Genomic DNA, 16690 nt, shown 5'->3' with positions numbered 1-16690 from the left:
CCACGACAGCACGTAACTGGTTTAAGATTAGATTGTTTCTTCGATCGCACCTTCTGCTTGATTAGCCAGCATTTTCAGCGCATCTAGAGTCTCCTGACTTGGCGATCGCCACAACTCGCGCTGATGTGCTTCTAGTAGCCTTTCTGCCATATCTCTTAATGCCCAAGGATTCTTTTCTTGGATAAATTCCTGCACATTTTCAGCCAATAAATAGGCTTCTGCAACCCCTTGATACATAAAATCTTCCACACAGTTTGCAGTTGCATCATAAGCAAACAAATAATCAACTGTTGCAGCCATTTCAAATGCTCCTTTATAGCCATGTCGCATCACTCCAGCAATCCATTTTGGGTTGACGACACGAGAACGATAAACTCGAGCAATTTCCTCTTTTAATTGACGTACTCTGGGGTTAGCAGGAATAGAGTTATCGCCAAAATAAGTGGTAGGATTTTCTCCTTTTAAACTACGAACGGCTGCAGTTAATCCCCCTTGAAATTGATAGTAATCATCGGAGTCTAAGATGTCGTGTTCTCGGTTATCTTGATTGTGAAGAACAATTTGCAGATCCTGCAAACAGCGTTCAAAGGCTTCTGGGGAAGAAATACCTTGAATGTTGCCATTTTCTGAGGGAGAATAAGCGTAACTACTCCAGTTTAAATAAGCGCGTGCTAAGTCTTCATCGTCGTGCCAATTTTGGCTTTCAATTAACCCTTGTAACCCCGCTCCATAAGCTCCCGGTTTTGAGCCAAAAATGCGTTGTAGGGCGCGTAATTCTGCTTTTTCTGTAATTAAACCCTGCTGTTGCCAAAAGGTAGTTTCCTGCTTTACTTTGGCAGCGAGGGGATTTTGTGCGGGGGGTTCGTCGAGTTGAGAAATGGCGGCGATCGCATCATGAACTAGGCGAATTAAGTTGGGAAAGCCATCCCGAAAAAAGCCAGAAATGCGTAAAGTTACGTCTACCCGAGGTCGTCCTAAAATAGATAAAGGAAGAATTTCAAAGTCAACAACTCGCCGCGATAATCCATCCCAAACGGGTTTTACTCCTAATAATGCTAACACTTCGGCAATGTCATCTCCTCCAGTTCTCATGGTAGATGTTCCCCAGACAGAGATTGCTAAAGTTTGCGGATATTCTCCATTTTCTTGAGTATATCTTTCGATGACTATTTCGGCGGCTTTTCGTCCTACATCCCAAGCTGTTTCTGTGGGAATTGCACGAATATCAACGGAGTAGAAATTGCGTCCTGTGGGTAATACTTCCGGTCGCCCTCGGGTGGGTGCGCCAGATGCACCACTGGGGATATACTGCCCATTGAATCCTCTTAATAAATTGCTGATTTCTTGTTTGGTTTTGGATAAGTTGGGTAGGAGAGTTGTTTGAATCCAAGTTAATTCTTTTTTGGTGTTTTGACCTATTTCTAAGTTATGGATTTGATGAGTGAGGAGATTATCAATGAGATAGCTTGCTTTTTCTTCCAACTCTTCAACAATATCGCCAATCAGTTTACCTGCAAGGTACTGGCTAAAATCGGCAGTTAAGGGATCGAAATCTAAGTCTAAATCTGCGGCGATCGCGCGAGTTAATCCCATGCGATTTGGGCTAGGAGAACGGGCGATCGCCACAATTAAATCTCTTAATTGTCTTCCTTGGGGACATTGGCCAAAAATATGCAATCCATCGCGAATTTGTGCTTCTTTGAGTTCGCAGAGATAGCCATCAGCAAGGGTAAGAAATTCCGCGATCGCCTCTGCTTCGATGCTTTTAATGCCTAAATCTCGATCTAAGTTTTCTCTTGTTACCAGTTGGGTAATTTTCTCACTGAGTAAGGGTAAGCGACTGGGATTTAAAGTTTGTGCTTCGTAATACTCATCAATTAATGCCTCTAATTGTTGCAAAGCACCATAAAGTTCGGCACGGGTTAAAGGGGGTGTTAAATGGTCTAAAATGATAGCGTGTCCTCGTCGTTTTGCTTGGGAACCTTCTCCTGGATCGTTGACAATAAAGGGATAAAAATGAGGAATTGCACCGAGGGCTATTTCTGGGTAACATTCTGAGGATAAAGCGAGGCTTTTTCCTGGCAACCATTCTAAATTACCGTGTTTGCCAATATGCGCGATCGCCTGTGCTTGAAATTGTTCTCGCAACCAACAATAAAAGGCTAAATAGTCGTGGGTGGGTTCTAAATCTGGTGCATGATAATTTAAACTCGGATCGCGATCGTATCCTCTCGAAGGTTGAATCCCTACAAAAATATTGCCGAATTGAATGCCAGAAATTGGGAATCGGGAATTTGAGGATGGGTTGATATTGTCCCAGCGATTGGTAATAGCTTGTTGAGTATTTTGAGGTAAAGTAGAGAAATATTGTTTATATGCTTGACTCGATAGTGATTGTGCGCTAAAATGGGAGTGGTTTGCTCGCAATTCATTCGCTTCCAAATCGTTAGTTATACCGGAAGTTAGACGAGAAATCAGTTCATCTCCCGTCTCGGGAATATTTTCTAAAAAATACCCTTCTTGTTGCAAGGCTTTCAGGATTTCGATACAACTTTCAGGAGTATCTAAGCCAACTCCGTTGGCGATTCTACCGTCTTTATTGGGATAATTGGCTAACACTAAAGCAATTTTTCTCTCGGCTACTGGAGTTTGTGTTAAATTGACCCAATTTTTAGCTAAATCTGCGACAAAATCAAGGCGATCGCGTCTGGGTTGATACACCACAACATCGGTTTCTAAATCTTCATTCCATATCTGCACAGATTTAAACGAAATTGCGCGAGTAATGACTCTTCCATCGACTTCAGGAAGTGCAACATTCATGGCCACATCTCGAGGGGATAATCCTTGAAAACTGGTTTCCCATTGTTCCTCTGTCCCACCACTAAGAATTACTTGTAAGACAGGAATATCTAAAGTTTTCCATAAATCCGGTTGTTCTTCGCTGCCTATTTTGGCCAGAGAAAAACTGGTAGTATTTAGTAATACTTGAATAGGGGACTCGTTTTCGGGTTGAAAATAGGAGATTAACTCACTTTGTACCTCACGATCGCGCAAAGAAGAAACAAATACAGAAATAGGTTCGATATTTCTCTCCCTTAAGGCTTGACAAAGTGACTCAATTGGGAGAACATTTCCTGCTAAATAGTGAGCGCGATAGAACAAAATGCCAACTTTTTGAAAAGAAGGCGATCGCGGCTTCTTACTACCCTCATATAACCCCACCCGAGGCACATTCACAGCTTCTAGATAGTGATAATCCAAATTTAAACAAAAACTGCCCACAAACTTAAACGCATTGATATAATTCTCCACACCTCCTTCTCTAAAATAATGCCAAAGGCGATCGACAGCCGTTAAAGGTACAGTAGAATGACTCATTAAACTCAAATCTGGGCGATCGTCTCCAGGTAAAATAAATAAAGATGCACCCGTATTCTTCGCAATTTCTGCAACAACTTCTAACCCATAAGACCAATAAGATCGCCCTCCCAATAAACGCAAAATGATTATTTTCGCTGCTCCTAAGACACTATCTCCATAAGCATCAATACTGAGTTGCTGCTGTAATTGTAAGAGATTAACCGCACGAATTTGGGGGAAATTTTCAGGAAGATGAGGAATAGCTGCCGCTAGCGTTTGAATATCTGTATCCGCAGCCGTTAAAATGGCGATCGGTGCCGGAGTTTGTTCGATAAAAATAACGCCTTCTGAGTCTGGATTCCACCCTCCAGGAGTTGCCGCAATTCGGTGCATGAATTTTCTTTAAAATTAAGAGTAAGTTCTATCTTAGCAAATTGCGATCGAATTTAAAACTCTCCTTTTGATCGGTCATGCCAACACGACAAAGATTAAAATTAGGGTTTGAGTAAGCGAGGTTCGGATTTGCGATAATCTGCAAGGACTTTCATTTGAGAGGAATTAGTAGATTGATTCATAATGCGGGAATTTTTATGCTAAATTTTTATGCTAAATTTTTTGTTTTGAAAAGATGCAACCCTGTTCTATGATATAATTATTCTACCGTATTTTCATTATCCTGTCCGGTTAAAATTAGATAAAGATAATTTTCTGATGATCTTGAAAACTTTAGAAAAACGCTTAATTGTTTCTTGTCAAGCACCGATTGATTCTCCCCTCCACGATGCCAATATTATTGCGGCGATCGCGCAAGCATCGATTCTGCAAGGTGCCGCAGGAGTGAGAATTGATACTCCCTCCCACGTCAAAGCAACGCGCCAAAAGTTACCCCATACCCCAATAATTGGACTCTGGAAGCAACAAATACCTGGTTACGAGGTTTATATTACTCCTCGCTTTCAAGACGCGATCGCGATCGCCGAAGCTGGTGCAGATATTATTGCTATTGATGGGACTCTACGCGATCGCCCCGAAGGAGAAACTGTCTCTAATCTAATTACTAAAATTCACAATGAACTCGGTAAATTAGTCATGGCAGATATCGACGATCTCGAAAGTGCAACCCAAGCTATTGAAGCAGGTGCAGATATTGTCGGGACAACACTTTATGGGTACACAAAGCAAACATCTGAAAGTCACCCTCCAGGGTGGGAATTATTACGCCAAATTGTCGAAAAATTGGACATTCCTGCAATTTGTGAAGGGGGAATTGCTGCACCAGAAATGGCAAAAAAAGCCCTCGATTTAGGCGCTTATGCCGTTGTTGTTGGTACGGCAATTACGGGGATAGATTTAAAAGTGCAATCTTTTCAAAGTGTTTTTTCGGATAACTGAGTTAATAGATATTTGTAAGCATTCAGGTGTTGGGATTGACAAAAAGGAAAAAATGAGTAGGGTAAGAGAATGAAAAACAAGCAACCCAGCAGCCCAAAGAACAGAGAAGAGCTAAAGCAGATGTCAAAAGCTGTTTTAGTGGAACTGGTGCTGGAGCAAGAAAAGAGGGTTGTAGAACAGCAAAAAATGATAGAAAAACTGGCAAAAGAAGTAGAAAGGCTAAAAGGGATACTAGAGAGAGATAGTAAAACATCATCAAAACCGCCATCAAGCGACCTAATCAAGCGTTCAGAAAAAAAAGTAGAAGCCATCCCCGAAGAAGAGAAAGAGGAAAAAAAGAGGAAAAGAGATTGCGGAAGCCAAGTGTCCGGAGAATTACCAGAAACAGTAAGAGCAGGACAGGATTTGGGAGTGAGATTACAAGGGATGCTAGTGTGGTTAGGACATTATGGACATCTATCCTACGAAAAGCAACAAGAATGGTTGCGAGAATTCGGAAAAATCGAAGTGGGAATAGGCACCCTAGCAGCAACCAGTCAACGAGTTGCCGAAGCGGTAAAGCCTCAAGTGGAGCAATTACGAGAATGGGTCAAGACTCAAGAGCAAGTTAATGTGGATGAATCCCCGTGGCTAGTCAAAGGAGTCAAAGAATGGATGTGGGTCATCTGTGGAGAAGGATATAGCCTCTTTCATGCTGGAGACACCCGCTCGAGAGCCGAACTGGAATATTTGTTGGGAAAGAGTTTTAACGGAGTGTTGTGTTCGGATGATTTCAGTGTTTACAATGGCTACCGAGTTACGGCTCAACAGAAGTGCCTTGCTCACCTGCAGAGACATTTTCGACAAATCAGCCAACTCAAATCCCCTCATCAGGCGAAGCTGGCACAAGCCTTTCTTGACTTAATCTCGGAAGCCTTTACTCAACATCGCCAATGGCGAGAAACCCAAGAAGCGAGTGCTTATGCGAGTTGGGCAGAATCATTTAAAGAGCGCATCCAACAGACTATTGATGCTTGGTGGGAGAAAGCCGGTCATGGAGCACGTTTATTGTTGCGCTCTTTGCTCCATAAATCACACCAATGGTGGTATTTTCTTGACCATCCAGAAGTCTCTCCTGACAACAACCGAGCGGAACGTTCTCTGCGTTTGGCTGTGACCAAGCGTAAAGTTTCTGGCGGCTCTCGTTCTTTTGAGGGCATGGAGCGTAGCGCTCTTCTATTGAGCGTCATTCAATCTTGTCGTGCTCAAGGTCGTTCTGTTGTTGATTTTTTTCAACAGGCTCTTTCTTTGACGAGGGCTAACGATTCTACTTCTTTATCTTTGATTCCACAACCCTACTAAATCTGTGTCTTTTGTCAACCCCAAGACCTGAATCCTTACAGATATTTAATAGATCTTGTGGAAAATACTGAAAATTTAAGTTATAATTATATCTTCTCAGATTGACAAAAATAATTCTACAAATGTCGCAGCTTATAATAAGAATAAGTTCTCTAGCTGGGTCGGAGATTATCGATGTTGACACTTCCTGCTTTAATGCCTCATGGTTCTTGTTTTTTTTGGAATGTTCCCTTAACAACACTTCACGTTACTGCCGATTGTCTCATTTTTTTAGCTTATTTTTCCATTCCGGCTATTATGTTTATCAATCGCAAGTATGCAACCGAAAAAGCACGATCGCTTCTCGTACTATTTGCTGCCTTTATTTTTAGCTGCGGCCTCGGTCATTTAGCGACAGCATGGAATATTTGGCACACAGATTATTGGTTAGAAGGAGGCACAAAATTAATCACAGCATTAGTAAGTGGTTATACTGCAATTGAATTAAAACGCTGTCTGCCTAATTTATTAAAAACGCAACAAAATCTAGAACGATCTGAAGAGTTAATGAAAACCGATCCCCTAACGGGATTAGTCAATCGTCGAGGATTCCAAGAAGCTGTTAATCAATTGTACAAAAACGATCGCGATCGCAAGACACTTCATACCTTAATCTTACTAGATTTAGATGGATTTAAAACCGTCAATGATACTTATGGACATCCTTTTGGCGATCGACTTTTGTGCCAAATTGGAGAACTCCTGAAAATGAATATTCGTTCCCCAGAATCTTTCGTTGCTAGAATTGGGGGAGATGAATTTGCTATTCTGCTGGAAAATTGTGGGATTATCGAGGCGAGTAACGTTGCGATAAGATTGCGTTGTCTGATTGCGGAATTTTCTCTCACGAAAAATAATTTAAACTTGGGAGTGAGTGCAGGATTGTCTATTTTTGATTCCCAGAAAAGTCTAGAAACAGTCTATGAAGAAGCAGACAAGGCTTTATACTATTCCAAAAAAGCAGGGAAAAATCTCATTTCTTGGGCTAATTCACTCGAAAAGAATCAATTTAATTCAGTTTAAGCGATCGCTATTTTTCATTAACGATAAATCCATATTTTTCAAACACACTTTTTGCTGTATCTGTCGATAAAAACTCAACAAATTTACGAGCAAATTCAATATTTTTGCTACTATTTAAAACAGCAATAGGATAAGCAATTGGCGAGTGAGAATCTTCCGGTGCAACGAAAATTATGCGGCAATTTTTACATAACTTCGCATCTGTTCCATAAACAAATCCGGCATCAACATTGCCAGTTTCAACATAAGATAAAACTTGCCTTACATCTTTTCCAAAAACAAACTTGCTTTCCAGTTTTTGATAAAGATTAAAATAATCTAAAATTTCTTTACTATAAAAACCAACCGGAACACTTTCTGGATCGCCTAGAGCAATTTTATCGATTTTATCTGTTGTTAATTCCTGAAGTTCTGCAATTTTGTTCTTTTCCTTTCCTGCAATAACAACAATTTGATTTTGGAGCAAATTCCGATGAGTTTCTTCTAATATAAGATTCTTATCTCGAAGAGCATTCATTTGTTTTGTTGCTGCTGAAATAAAAACATCTACTGGCGCACCTTGTTCTATTTGGTGTTGTAAAGAACCAGAAGACCCAAAATTAAACACTAATTTAACCTTGGGAAATCGGTTCTCATATTCTCTCCCAACCGTGGCGATCGCATCTTGTAAACTCGCTGCAGCCGATATCGTCAAGTTAACCTCTTCCCTTTGACGACTCATTTCTGTATTATTACAAGCAACCAAAAAAGCGATCGCGATCGCACCCAAAAACCACCTTCTCTTAAATCTCATCATTCATTCTTTTAAAAATCACCATTTCATTGCCCACAACTGGACTTCTGGCTACCATTTCTCCTTGTTCATCTAAAATATCAATTTTAGTAAAGTCCAATTGTTTCGATCGCCTTAAAACTTCATTTGCCAGTTCATTTTGTTGAGGTTGAGGTAAATCGTACCATTCTATTCCCACCGTAACCGTTAGATCGCCGCTAAAGAAATTCGCTTGAATAGAACTAATTAACCCATCTGCATATTGATTGGTAATCTCCAAAACTTGTTCTTGAATAGCAGCAATTAAACTTTGTTCTGGAGTCAACTTGGGACGAGAAAATGGCAGAGAAAATGGTTTAGATTTGGGAGTAACAACAGGTTTAAAAGGAGTTGGTGCTGTAATTTCAGGAGGAAGTGTGTTAGTTGGTTTTTGAGGTTGTTGCGGTTCCTCGATCGCAGGTTTAACCACCTCTGGAACTCGGGCAATTGGTTCGGGTTTATCTCCCCCCGAAAAAGCGATCGCCGTCACAAAAATTACCGCAATTAATCCCCCTAAAATCCCCGTCAGCAAACCATCAGAGAGATTTTCCTCCATCGACTCAGGTAACAACTCCCGCACCTTATCCAACACCCACTCCCACGCATTTTGCAGGGTTTGCAGGCTTAACAAATCTTCATCCGAATCGGGAACAGGCTCTTTCGGAAGTCCTTCTGGGGAGATTACCGCGGCCACAGCCACAGGTTCCGCCTCAAATTCTGAAACCTCCCGAACCTCCATTTCTCGGTAACTTTCCGGCGCTTCCAAAGCCGTAGATAACCCTTCCACACCCATAGCCAAGACCCGAAAAACCGAAGGAGGTAGAGATAGATCTGACTCCTCCTCAAGTTGACTAGCGATTTGCTCCAAACGCGCGATCGCCCCCCGCACCTGTTTGATATCATCCGTTAAAGCGGATGCTTCTGTTTCGTTTTCCCCTGTTACGGGTTCTTGTTGTTCTTCAGACATAAATTTTTCCTCCAGACCCCAGCAACTCGGAAAATCTGAGATAATTCCTAACAAATGAACAATCTCAACAGGCTAAATTTATCACCATCTCTGGTCCTATAGTCTAGTTCCTTAACGAGAATCAACAATTTCAGTCCTAATTTTATGAAACGCCGTCATTTTTTCTTCTTTTCTGGAGGTCTGGCGATCGCCGGACTCGGTTATCTGGCCAAAAACGTCAAGACCCAAACCCACTCTCCCAACACCAATGCCGATCGCCTGCTAGAACCCCCGAATTTTCGCTTTGTATCCATCGCTGACAGTGGAACCGGGTCAAAGTCACAATATGATGTTGCCGGGGCAATGAAGGGCTATTACGACCAAAATCCTTATCCTCTCGTGGTGATGGCGGGGGATAATATTTACAATAATGGAGAAATCGAGAAAGTTGAGGCAGTTTTCGAGCGTCCTTATAAACCTTTACTCGATCGCGGTGTTCGTTTTCAAGCCTGTTTGGGAAATCACGATATTCGCACGGATAACGGCGATCCTCAAGTTGCCTATCCCGGTTTTAATATGAAGGGACGTTACTATAGTTTTCAGGAGGGAGATATTCAGTTTTTTGCCCTCGATACGAACTATGAAGCCAATTGGGAATCTCAATTAACTTGGCTGAAAAATGAATTAAGTCACTCCCAAGCAGCTTGGAAAGTTGTTTTTGGTCATCATCAAATTTATGCCTCGGGACATTATGGCTATAACGAATTTCTCGCCCCTAAATTAACCCCTTTATTTGCACAATATGGGGTTCAACTTTATATTAATGGTCACGAACACCATTACGAACGCACCTATCCCATTCGCGGTACCACTTATGTAACCTGTGGCTGTGCGGCAGGTTTGCGTCCCGTGGGGCGATCGCAATGGACGGCGCTATCTGCTTCTCGCTTAGGTTTTGCCGCTTATGAAGTCTATGGCGATCGGATTCTTGTCCAAGCGATCGGCACCGATGGAACAGTATTCGATCGCGGTATTATTCCTCTTAATTAGTCCAATATGCGATCGCCGTAGTGTTAAGATAAAGGAACACCCTCCGCATTCCCTTAACTCAATTCTCAAAGCGATACCCGTTTATGGAAATTGAAGCGTTTAGCGAGCTTTTCCCTCTCTTCAATACAGCCAGTCCCGAAACGCTGCAATGGCTGCTTTCTGTTGCTGTCGAACATTCCTACCCTCAAGAACGAGCGGTTTTAATGGAAGATGCTTGGGGTAATGCTGTTTATTTTATTGTTTCCGGATGGGTGAAAGTCCGTCGTTTGGCGGGAGAAAATGCCGTTACCCTTGCTGTGATGGGACGCGGTGACTTTTTTGGCGAAATGGCAATTTTAGACGAATCCCCGCGCTCGACGGATGTGGTAGCGTTGTGCAAGGTTGAACTCCTGAGTATTTCGGCTCAACGCTTCATTCAAACCCTCTTCAAAGATCCTCAATTGCACCATCGAATGTTGCAGTTAATGGTACAGCGATTGCGTTATTCTAATCTCCGCTTTCAATTGCGCGATCGCCCTCCTGCGGTCAAGTTAGCAAAAACTCTTATTCTCATTGCCGATCAATACGGACAAATTACCGACCAAGGAAAAGAAATTCTCTTGATTTCCTATGACGATCTGGCTCAAATTTCTGATATTAGGATTGAGGAAACCCAGAAAATTATCGAAAAATTGGCAGATAAGGGCTGGATTAATATTAATAAAGCTCGTCATAGTTTATCGTTAGTCAATCTCAGACAATTAACCCATTTAGCGGGGAAAGTTTAAAGGTGGATCGGGAAAGATGAGTGATGAGGGAGTAGGGGGAAGTTAGAGAATCAGCATTAAAAAATGATAGAATTGGGAGGTTTTGTAGGGGTAAAAAATAAATGTTGGGGTAGGGGCGTATTGCTTATGCCCATTTCCGGTACACACCCCAAATTTATCGACCTCAAATATTTGATATTCCCCCCAAAAATCACCAAGCGCGATCGCATTTCCTCCCCAAGAGAATTCCGATCAAGAGACGCGATCGCATTGCTCATGAATTGGTTTATTGAAAGCGCGATCGCCGTTATCGGAACAGGGTGCAAGCATTGCACCCCTACGGTAAAATGATAGAATTGGGAGGTTTTGTAGAGGTAGAAAATTGATGTTGGGGTAGGGGCATATTGCTTATGCCCATTTCCGGTACACACCCCAAATTTATCGACCCCAAGTATTTGATATTCCCCCCAAAAATCACCAAGCGCGATCGCATTTCTTCCCCAAGAGAAATCCGATCAAGAGACGCGATCGCATTGCTCATGAATTGGTTTATTGAAAGCGCGATCGCCGTTATCGAAAAAGGGTGCAAGCATTGCACCCCTACGGTAAAATGACAGAATTGAGAGGTTTTGTAGAGGTAGAAAATTGATGTTGGGGTAGGGGCATATTGCTTATGCCCATTTCCGGTACTTCAATACTGACTTTCTGCCCGGTATGCGGATGCGTAGGTTAAAGAGAGAAGATTTTCTCGATGTTTAAATTGGAAGCAATTTGAACGAGTTTGTTTTTATCTTTAGGATTGGGGAGATAGGGAACTGTTCCTAGAATGGGAAGATGGGTTAGGGATTGGATCAGATCGATGGGAGTCCAATCGCTTAATTGTTCTTCGGTTATGGGTTGAGAACAATTGAGAATAATGCCTTTGAGATTTAATTTTACCTGACGGGCGAGGGCGACATTGGCCACAGTTTGCGCGATCGCCCCTAACTTGACAGGAACAACTAACACCGCATTTAAGTGCCATTGGGAAGCAATATCAGCAACCGTTAACTCGTGAGTCACGGGAGAACCCAATCCCCCCAAGGCTTCTATCAAAACAAAAGGATAATTCTGCACTAAAATTTGATAGGTTTGCCAAACTTTTCCCAAGTCGATCGCCCTCCCTTCTCTGTCGGCGGCGATAGGGGGGGCCACAGGTGTTTTAAACTGAAGCGGAACAAGGGTTTCTGGCGGTTGCGATAACTCGAATAGTTCTCGGTATAACTCCCCATCTCCTGTTCCAGTTTGCAGGAGTTTCATTAAAGCGAGAGTATTGGGCGATCGATAAGTTTGCCAATAAGCCACTAAAGCCGTCGTCACAACGGTTTTCCCCACATCTGTATCGGTTCCCACAATCAACAAATTCGGCATTTTTTCTCGCGATTTTCCTCTTCTTTTCGGCTTGGAATCTTAGTACGCAGCTAGGGGTACGCAGCTAGGGGTACGCAGCTAGGGGTACGCAGCTAGGGGTACGCAGCTAGGGAGCGAGACGCTCCCACTACTGTAATCTACTGTTGTAGTAGCTAATGCGTAAGTCCTATCCTCTTATAAATCCGTTACGGCTCCAAGATGACTGGAAGAAACCAACTTAGCATATTTAGCTAAAACCCCTTTCGTATAGACAGGTTCCGGCGCTTTCCAGTTGGCGAGACGCTGCGCTAAATCCTCATCAGAAACGTGGAGGTGAAGCGATCGCGCTTTCGCATCAATTGTAATGCGATCGCCCTCTTGAACCAAGGCGATCGCCCCACCCACCGCCGCTTCCGGAGCCACGTGACCCACAACTAAGCCATAGGTTCCCCCAGAAAAACGCCCGTCAGTAATCAAACCCACAGAGTCCCCCAAACCTGCCCCGATAATGGCAGAAGTCGGCGCTAACATCTCCCGCATCCCCGGACCCCCTTTCGGACCCTCATAGCGCACGACAATGACATCTCCTGCCACAATCTTGCCATCGAGGATAGCGCTCAAACATTCCTCCTCCGACTCAAACACCTTCGCCGGTCCTGTCATTTGAGGATTTTTCACACCGCTAATTTTAGCAACGCCACCAAATTCCGCTAAATTCCCCTTCAAAATGGCTAAATGTCCCGTTTTATACAAAGGATTGTCCCAGGGACGAATCACATCTTGATCCGGGGAAGGCGTATCGGAAACATCCGCCAAAACCTCCGCAACCGTCTGTCCGCTTATGGTTAAAGCATCCCCATGCAAAAGGTCATGTTTGAGCAGCATTTTCATCACTTGGGGAATACCTCCCGCAGCGTGTAAATCCGTCGCCACATAACGCCCGCTTGGTTTCAGATCGCACAATACCGGAACTCGGTTGCGAATAGTTTCAAAATCGTCCAAGGTTAAATCAACGCCAATGGTACGAGCGATCGCCAGTAAATGTAACACTGCATTGGTAGATCCACCGATCGCCATCACCACAGAAATTCCATTTTCAAAGGCCTTGCGAGTCAAAATCTGACTAGGGAGAATTTGCTTGCGAATAGCTTCCACCAAAACCGCCGCCGATTTTGCCGCACTCTCCGCCTTTTCCCCATCAACCGCGGCCATAGTAGAAGAATAAGGCAGACTCATCCCCATCACCTCAAACGCCGAGGACATAGTATTGGCTGTAAACATTCCCCCACAAGACCCCGCCCCTGGGCAAGCATTGCGCTCGATCGCCATCAGAGTCTCCTCTGTCATTTTCCCGGCTCCGTGCTGTCCCACGGCCTCAAAAGCACTGACCACCGTTAAATCCTGCCCGTCGTAATGTCCTGGCTTAATCGTGCCGCCATAGACAAAAATAGCAGGAATATTCATGCGTGCCATAGCGATCATCGCCCCAGGCATATTTTTATCACAACCCCCGATCGCCAGCACCCCATCCATACTTTGAGCATTACAGGCAGTTTCGATCGAATCAGCAATGACTTCCCGCGAAACAAGAGAATATTTCATCCCCTCCGTCCCCATCGCGATGCCATCGGATACCGTAATTGTGCCAAACATCTGCGGCATTGCTCCCGCCTCTCGCAGCGCGGTTTCCGCCCGTCCAGCCAGCAGATTAATGCCCATATTGCAGGGGGTAATCGTGCTATAACCATTAGCAAGCCCGACAATAGGTTTGTTAAAATCGTCGTCCCCAAATCCCACTGCCCTTAACATGGCACGGTTAGGCGAGCGTCGAAATCCTTGGGTAATGGTCTGACTTCTCCGATTGTCCGATACATTGCTTGACATAATTGTTGGGTTCTCCTGTTAACCTAAAAAGACCATTTTAATGAAGCTATTTTTCTATTGTCCTACCTTCACTCCCTCCTCTTGACAATTTTGGGGAATTTCTTGGGAATTTTTGCCCGATGAGGGAAAACGCCAATTTTTCAAAAAATGTCTGAATCCTTAACAATTGTTTAAGAAAACCCGAAAGCCTTGGCCTATCTTGTTTTTACAGAGGGAGAGTCAATCTATTATTGGCGATCGCCTCGAAAATGATCACGGAAAATGAGGTTATTCCTACGGATGAAGAATTATAACTAAATAGGAAGTAGCCCTCGAACAGGGCCGCAATTAAGTAGATCTCAGGGGTGCAACATTGAAAATCAGGAAATTAGGCAAGAGGGCGATTCCCTCTAGTCTTTATATCGGTATTATCTCGCAAAATTATTGAGGATATGAGCAAAGAGTTATTGATGATGGATGCCAGAGAACTCTTGCGGCGCTATGCTAAAGGGGAACGAGATTTTCAGGGCGCAAAACTAGAAAGCGCATTTCTGGGGGGGGCAGATTTAAGTGGGGCGAATTTACGCGAGTGCGATCTCAGTGGAGCCAACTTAATTGGAGCAAATTTAGAAAGAGCAAATTTACGAGAATCAAATTTAAGTGATTCTCATCTTGATGCTCTATTAAATGAAGCAAATTTGATTGGTGCTAATTTAACTAGAGCGACTTTAAAAGGGGCAAGGTTAATGAATGCTTCCCTCAGATCCGCTAATCTCCAAGGTGCCATTTTGACGGGGGCAGACTTGAGTTATGCTGTCATGAGTGAAGCTGATTTGCGCGATAGCGATTTGAGTCGGGCCAAAATGATTGGCTGCAATTTAGGGCGGGCCAAATTAATGAATGCTTCCCTCGAAGGGGCTAATTTAGAGGGAGCAAATTTAACTAATGCAGTTTTAATGAAGGCTAATTTGGAGGAGGCCAATTTATCTAAGGCCATATTAGATGGAGCGAATCTCAGTTACGCGAATGCAGCAAGAGCCGATTTTAGTCACGCTCGTATTAGCAGTGCCAATTTAGGCAGCACTAATTTTACAGAAGCTAATTTTAGAGCCGCTCATATTATTTGGACGACACTGCGAAACACTGATTTTACTCGAGCTAATCTCTATCGCGCTCAATTGTGTTGGTCGAATATGACAGGGGCAATTTTGGTGGAAGCACAATTAATTGATGCCAATATTAATGAGGTCAATTTTAAGAATGCAGACTTGCGAGGAGCAATTATGCCTGATGCCGGAAGCCGCGATCTGAATGGGAAAGAATAAGGGACTTAGGGGAGGTTGTGCGATCGCGCAACCTCTGAGTTGGGCTTTTTATTCACATTTCTAACTATCTTGCAAGATAGTTTTAGAAACAATGCGAGTTTTCTTGCGATCGCTCTCGGATAATTCCCCTCCTTCTTGTAATTGCGTTGCACTTCTTTGCAAGACAGTTGCGGCACCGCGATCGCCCATTTGTAAAGCCGTTTTGGCCGCCGTTTGCAACATAGTTGCGGCTCCTGTTTTATCTCCTTGCTGGAGTTTCGTTTCCGCGATTTGAGTTTGACGATATTTAGCCAATGCAAGGATAGACTGCTGCACGGTATTATTGGGTGCGGGTTGATAAAGTTGCTGTGCCTGCACCGACACGGGAATATTCTCTGAGAATAGCCCTTCTTGTCCCAAGCCAGGATCGTCATAGCGCACCTGTATATTGGCAATAAGATGCTCTCCCGCAGGGAGTCGATCGATATAGAGGTTAGCCAGCACTACCCGCTCTTCCTTCATTAAATCCCCCAAACGCACGCTATGGCGATCGCCTTCGGGTTGTACGGGGAGTTCGATGGTGTCCGGTGCAACTTGAGCGACGGGTTTAAGTTCGGCCAGCCTCGTCCCCATAGCCAGATCGAACAATAAGTAAGCATTGGTTAAACCCACAGATTGAATGCGGGTAAAAAGTTTACCAAACTCCTCTAAGGCTTGTTCGGGTTGTTCGATATAGGATAGCGCTCCTCCTGCGGTATCGGCAATTTTTTCGAGAATATCTTGATTCCAATGGGAGCCAAAGCCCAAAGTATTGAGGGTAATATTGTATTCTGAAGCCAATTTAGCCAGTTTCAAGCAGCGATCGTTATCCCCGTGTTCGTTTTCTCCATCGGTAAGGAGAAAAATCTGGGAAGTCTTATCCTCTTTGCCTTTGGCGACTTCTTCCATGCCTAATTTCAGTCCTTCATCGATCGCCGTCCCTCCATCGGGTTGAAGTTTTGCGATGCGTCGTTTCACCTCATCAATATTCTCTACTGTTTGATTGGGAATGAGGACTTTAGCGCGATGATCGAAAGTAATGATGGAAATGCGATCGCTGGGTTTTAGTTTATCCACTAAATTAATCGCAGCTTCTTTCACAGTTTTGAGGGGTTTTCCGTTCATCGAACCGCTATGATCCAACACGAGACACAAATTAAGCGGTAATGTACTATCTTGTTCGCCTGCTAAAGCAGCAAGGGAAATAGAGAGTTGACGTTGACTGCTGGCTTGATTGGCATCAATGTGGGAATCATTGAGAATGGGGTGCAAACCGACTTTCATCAGAAAAATTGGGTAGAAACCCCGTCCTTATAGGACGGCTTTATATTAGTTTCGCTACCGCCTTGGAATTGTTTAATTAGGGTGCTTTTGTATTGCACTT

The 16690-nt window shown here is 43.6% G+C and carries 14 protein-coding genes; 7 read left to right on the top strand and 7 right to left on the bottom strand.

Features of this window, described 5'->3' with window-relative positions:
- Positions 1-27: 27 nt before the first annotated feature.
- Positions 28-3756: a cobaltochelatase subunit CobN gene (gene cobN / locus JUI58_RS22140; protein ID WP_204106013.1), complete on the bottom strand. Its 3729-nt coding sequence runs from the start codon at positions 3754-3756 to the stop codon at positions 28-30.
- A gap of 318 nt (positions 3757-4074) precedes the next feature.
- Here cobN and JUI58_RS22135 point away from each other — a divergent pair, with 318 nt between their 5' ends.
- From JUI58_RS22135 to JUI58_RS22125, 3 genes are all read left to right on the top strand, one after another.
- Complete coding sequence (locus JUI58_RS22135) at positions 4075-4755, top strand: N-acetylmannosamine-6-phosphate 2-epimerase (RefSeq protein ID WP_239121644.1); 681 nt, start codon at positions 4075-4077, stop codon at positions 4753-4755.
- A gap of 69 nt (positions 4756-4824) precedes the next feature.
- Complete coding sequence (locus tag JUI58_RS22130) at positions 4825-6096, top strand: IS66 family transposase (protein WP_204106012.1); 1272 nt, start codon at positions 4825-4827, stop codon at positions 6094-6096.
- A 174-nt stretch (positions 6097-6270) separates the two neighbouring features.
- Positions 6271-7158 carry a GGDEF domain-containing protein gene (locus tag JUI58_RS22125; RefSeq protein ID WP_204106011.1) on the top strand — a complete coding sequence of 296 codons (888 nt, stop codon included), beginning with the start codon at positions 6271-6273 and terminating at the stop codon, positions 7156-7158.
- 7 nt (positions 7159-7165) lie between these two features.
- Here JUI58_RS22125 and modA read toward each other — a convergent pair whose 3' ends face one another.
- A complete protein-coding gene (gene modA / locus JUI58_RS22120; RefSeq protein WP_204106010.1) occupies positions 7166-7903 on the bottom strand; it encodes a molybdate ABC transporter substrate-binding protein in 738 nt (245 codons plus the stop codon).
- 37 nt (positions 7904-7940) lie between these two features.
- The gene (locus JUI58_RS22115) at positions 7941-8936 is read right to left on the bottom strand and encodes a hypothetical protein (RefSeq protein ID WP_204106009.1); all 996 of its coding nucleotides are present in this window, start codon (positions 8934-8936) and stop codon (positions 7941-7943) included.
- 144 nt (positions 8937-9080) lie between these two features.
- On the opposite strand from JUI58_RS22115, the gene JUI58_RS22110 reads away from it, so the two are divergent.
- From JUI58_RS22110 to JUI58_RS22100, 3 genes are all read left to right on the top strand, one after another.
- Complete coding sequence (locus JUI58_RS22110) at positions 9081-9965, top strand: metallophosphoesterase (RefSeq protein WP_204106008.1); 885 nt, start codon at positions 9081-9083, stop codon at positions 9963-9965.
- Positions 9966-10048: 83 nt separating this feature from the next.
- Positions 10049-10732, top strand: a complete 684-nt coding sequence (locus tag JUI58_RS22105; RefSeq protein ID WP_204106007.1) for a Crp/Fnr family transcriptional regulator — start codon at positions 10049-10051, stop codon at positions 10730-10732.
- A 126-nt stretch (positions 10733-10858) separates the two neighbouring features.
- On the top strand, positions 10859-11062 hold the full coding sequence (locus JUI58_RS22100) for a hypothetical protein (RefSeq protein ID WP_204106006.1): 204 nt from the start codon (positions 10859-10861) through the stop codon (positions 11060-11062).
- Here JUI58_RS22100 and JUI58_RS22095 read toward each other — a convergent pair.
- From JUI58_RS22095 to ilvD, 3 genes are all read right to left on the bottom strand, one after another.
- Positions 11049-11300 (bottom strand): hypothetical protein, encoded by a 252-nt coding sequence (locus JUI58_RS22095; protein WP_204106005.1) that lies wholly within the window; start codon positions 11298-11300, stop codon positions 11049-11051. The two genes, JUI58_RS22100 and JUI58_RS22095, sit on opposite strands and share 14 nt — an antisense overlap.
- Positions 11301-11440: 140 nt before the next feature.
- Positions 11441-12121 (bottom strand): dethiobiotin synthase, encoded by a 681-nt coding sequence (gene bioD, locus JUI58_RS22090; protein ID WP_204106004.1) that lies wholly within the window; start codon positions 12119-12121, stop codon positions 11441-11443.
- A 174-nt stretch (positions 12122-12295) separates the two neighbouring features.
- Positions 12296-13984 (bottom strand): dihydroxy-acid dehydratase, encoded by a 1689-nt coding sequence (gene ilvD, locus JUI58_RS22085; RefSeq protein WP_204106003.1) that lies wholly within the window; start codon positions 13982-13984, stop codon positions 12296-12298.
- A 431-nt stretch (positions 13985-14415) separates the two neighbouring features.
- Here ilvD and JUI58_RS22080 point away from each other — a divergent pair, with 431 nt between their 5' ends.
- On the top strand, positions 14416-15288 hold the full coding sequence (locus JUI58_RS22080; protein ID WP_239121643.1) for a pentapeptide repeat-containing protein: 873 nt from the start codon (positions 14416-14418) through the stop codon (positions 15286-15288).
- A 60-nt stretch (positions 15289-15348) separates the two neighbouring features.
- Here JUI58_RS22080 and JUI58_RS22075 read toward each other — a convergent pair whose 3' ends face one another.
- Positions 15349-16590, bottom strand: a complete 1242-nt coding sequence (locus tag JUI58_RS22075; RefSeq protein WP_204106002.1) for a VWA domain-containing protein — start codon at positions 16588-16590, stop codon at positions 15349-15351.
- Positions 16591-16690 lie beyond the last annotated feature (100 nt).

It is taken from the genome of Spirulina sp. CCY15215, from assembly GCF_016888125.1.
Classification (GTDB): Bacteria; Cyanobacteriota; Cyanobacteriia; order Cyanobacteriales; family Spirulinaceae; genus CCY15215.
The sequence above is the reverse complement of the archived record's forward strand: the minus strand, read 5'-3'. Positions and strand labels throughout refer to the sequence as shown.

Excerpts from the sequence above, each read along its gene's own strand:
- cobN (WP_204106013.1), bottom strand. The coding sequence starts at position 3,756 with ATGCACCGAATTGCGGCAACTCCTGGAGGGTGGAATCCAGACTCAGAA.
- JUI58_RS22135 (WP_239121644.1), top strand. The coding sequence starts at position 4,075 with ATGATCTTGAAAACTTTAGAAAAACGCTTAATTGTTTCTTGTCAAGCA.
- JUI58_RS22130 (WP_204106012.1), top strand. The coding sequence starts at position 4,825 with ATGAAAAACAAGCAACCCAGCAGCCCAAAGAACAGAGAAGAGCTAAAG.
- JUI58_RS22125 (WP_204106011.1), top strand. The coding sequence starts at position 6,271 with ATGTTGACACTTCCTGCTTTAATGCCTCATGGTTCTTGTTTTTTTTGG.
- JUI58_RS22115 (WP_204106009.1), bottom strand. The coding sequence starts at position 8,936 with ATGTCTGAAGAACAACAAGAACCCGTAACAGGGGAAAACGAAACAGAA.
- JUI58_RS22110 (WP_204106008.1), top strand. The coding sequence starts at position 9,081 with ATGAAACGCCGTCATTTTTTCTTCTTTTCTGGAGGTCTGGCGATCGCC.
- JUI58_RS22105 (WP_204106007.1), top strand. The coding sequence starts at position 10,049 with ATGGAAATTGAAGCGTTTAGCGAGCTTTTCCCTCTCTTCAATACAGCC.
- JUI58_RS22100 (WP_204106006.1), top strand. The coding sequence starts at position 10,859 with ATGCCCATTTCCGGTACACACCCCAAATTTATCGACCTCAAATATTTG.
- bioD (WP_204106004.1), bottom strand. The coding sequence starts at position 12,121 with ATGCCGAATTTGTTGATTGTGGGAACCGATACAGATGTGGGGAAAACC.
- ilvD (WP_204106003.1), bottom strand. The coding sequence starts at position 13,984 with ATGTCAAGCAATGTATCGGACAATCGGAGAAGTCAGACCATTACCCAA.
- JUI58_RS22080 (WP_239121643.1), top strand. The coding sequence starts at position 14,416 with ATGAGCAAAGAGTTATTGATGATGGATGCCAGAGAACTCTTGCGGCGC.
- JUI58_RS22075 (WP_204106002.1), bottom strand. The coding sequence starts at position 16,590 with ATGAAAGTCGGTTTGCACCCCATTCTCAATGATTCCCACATTGATGCC.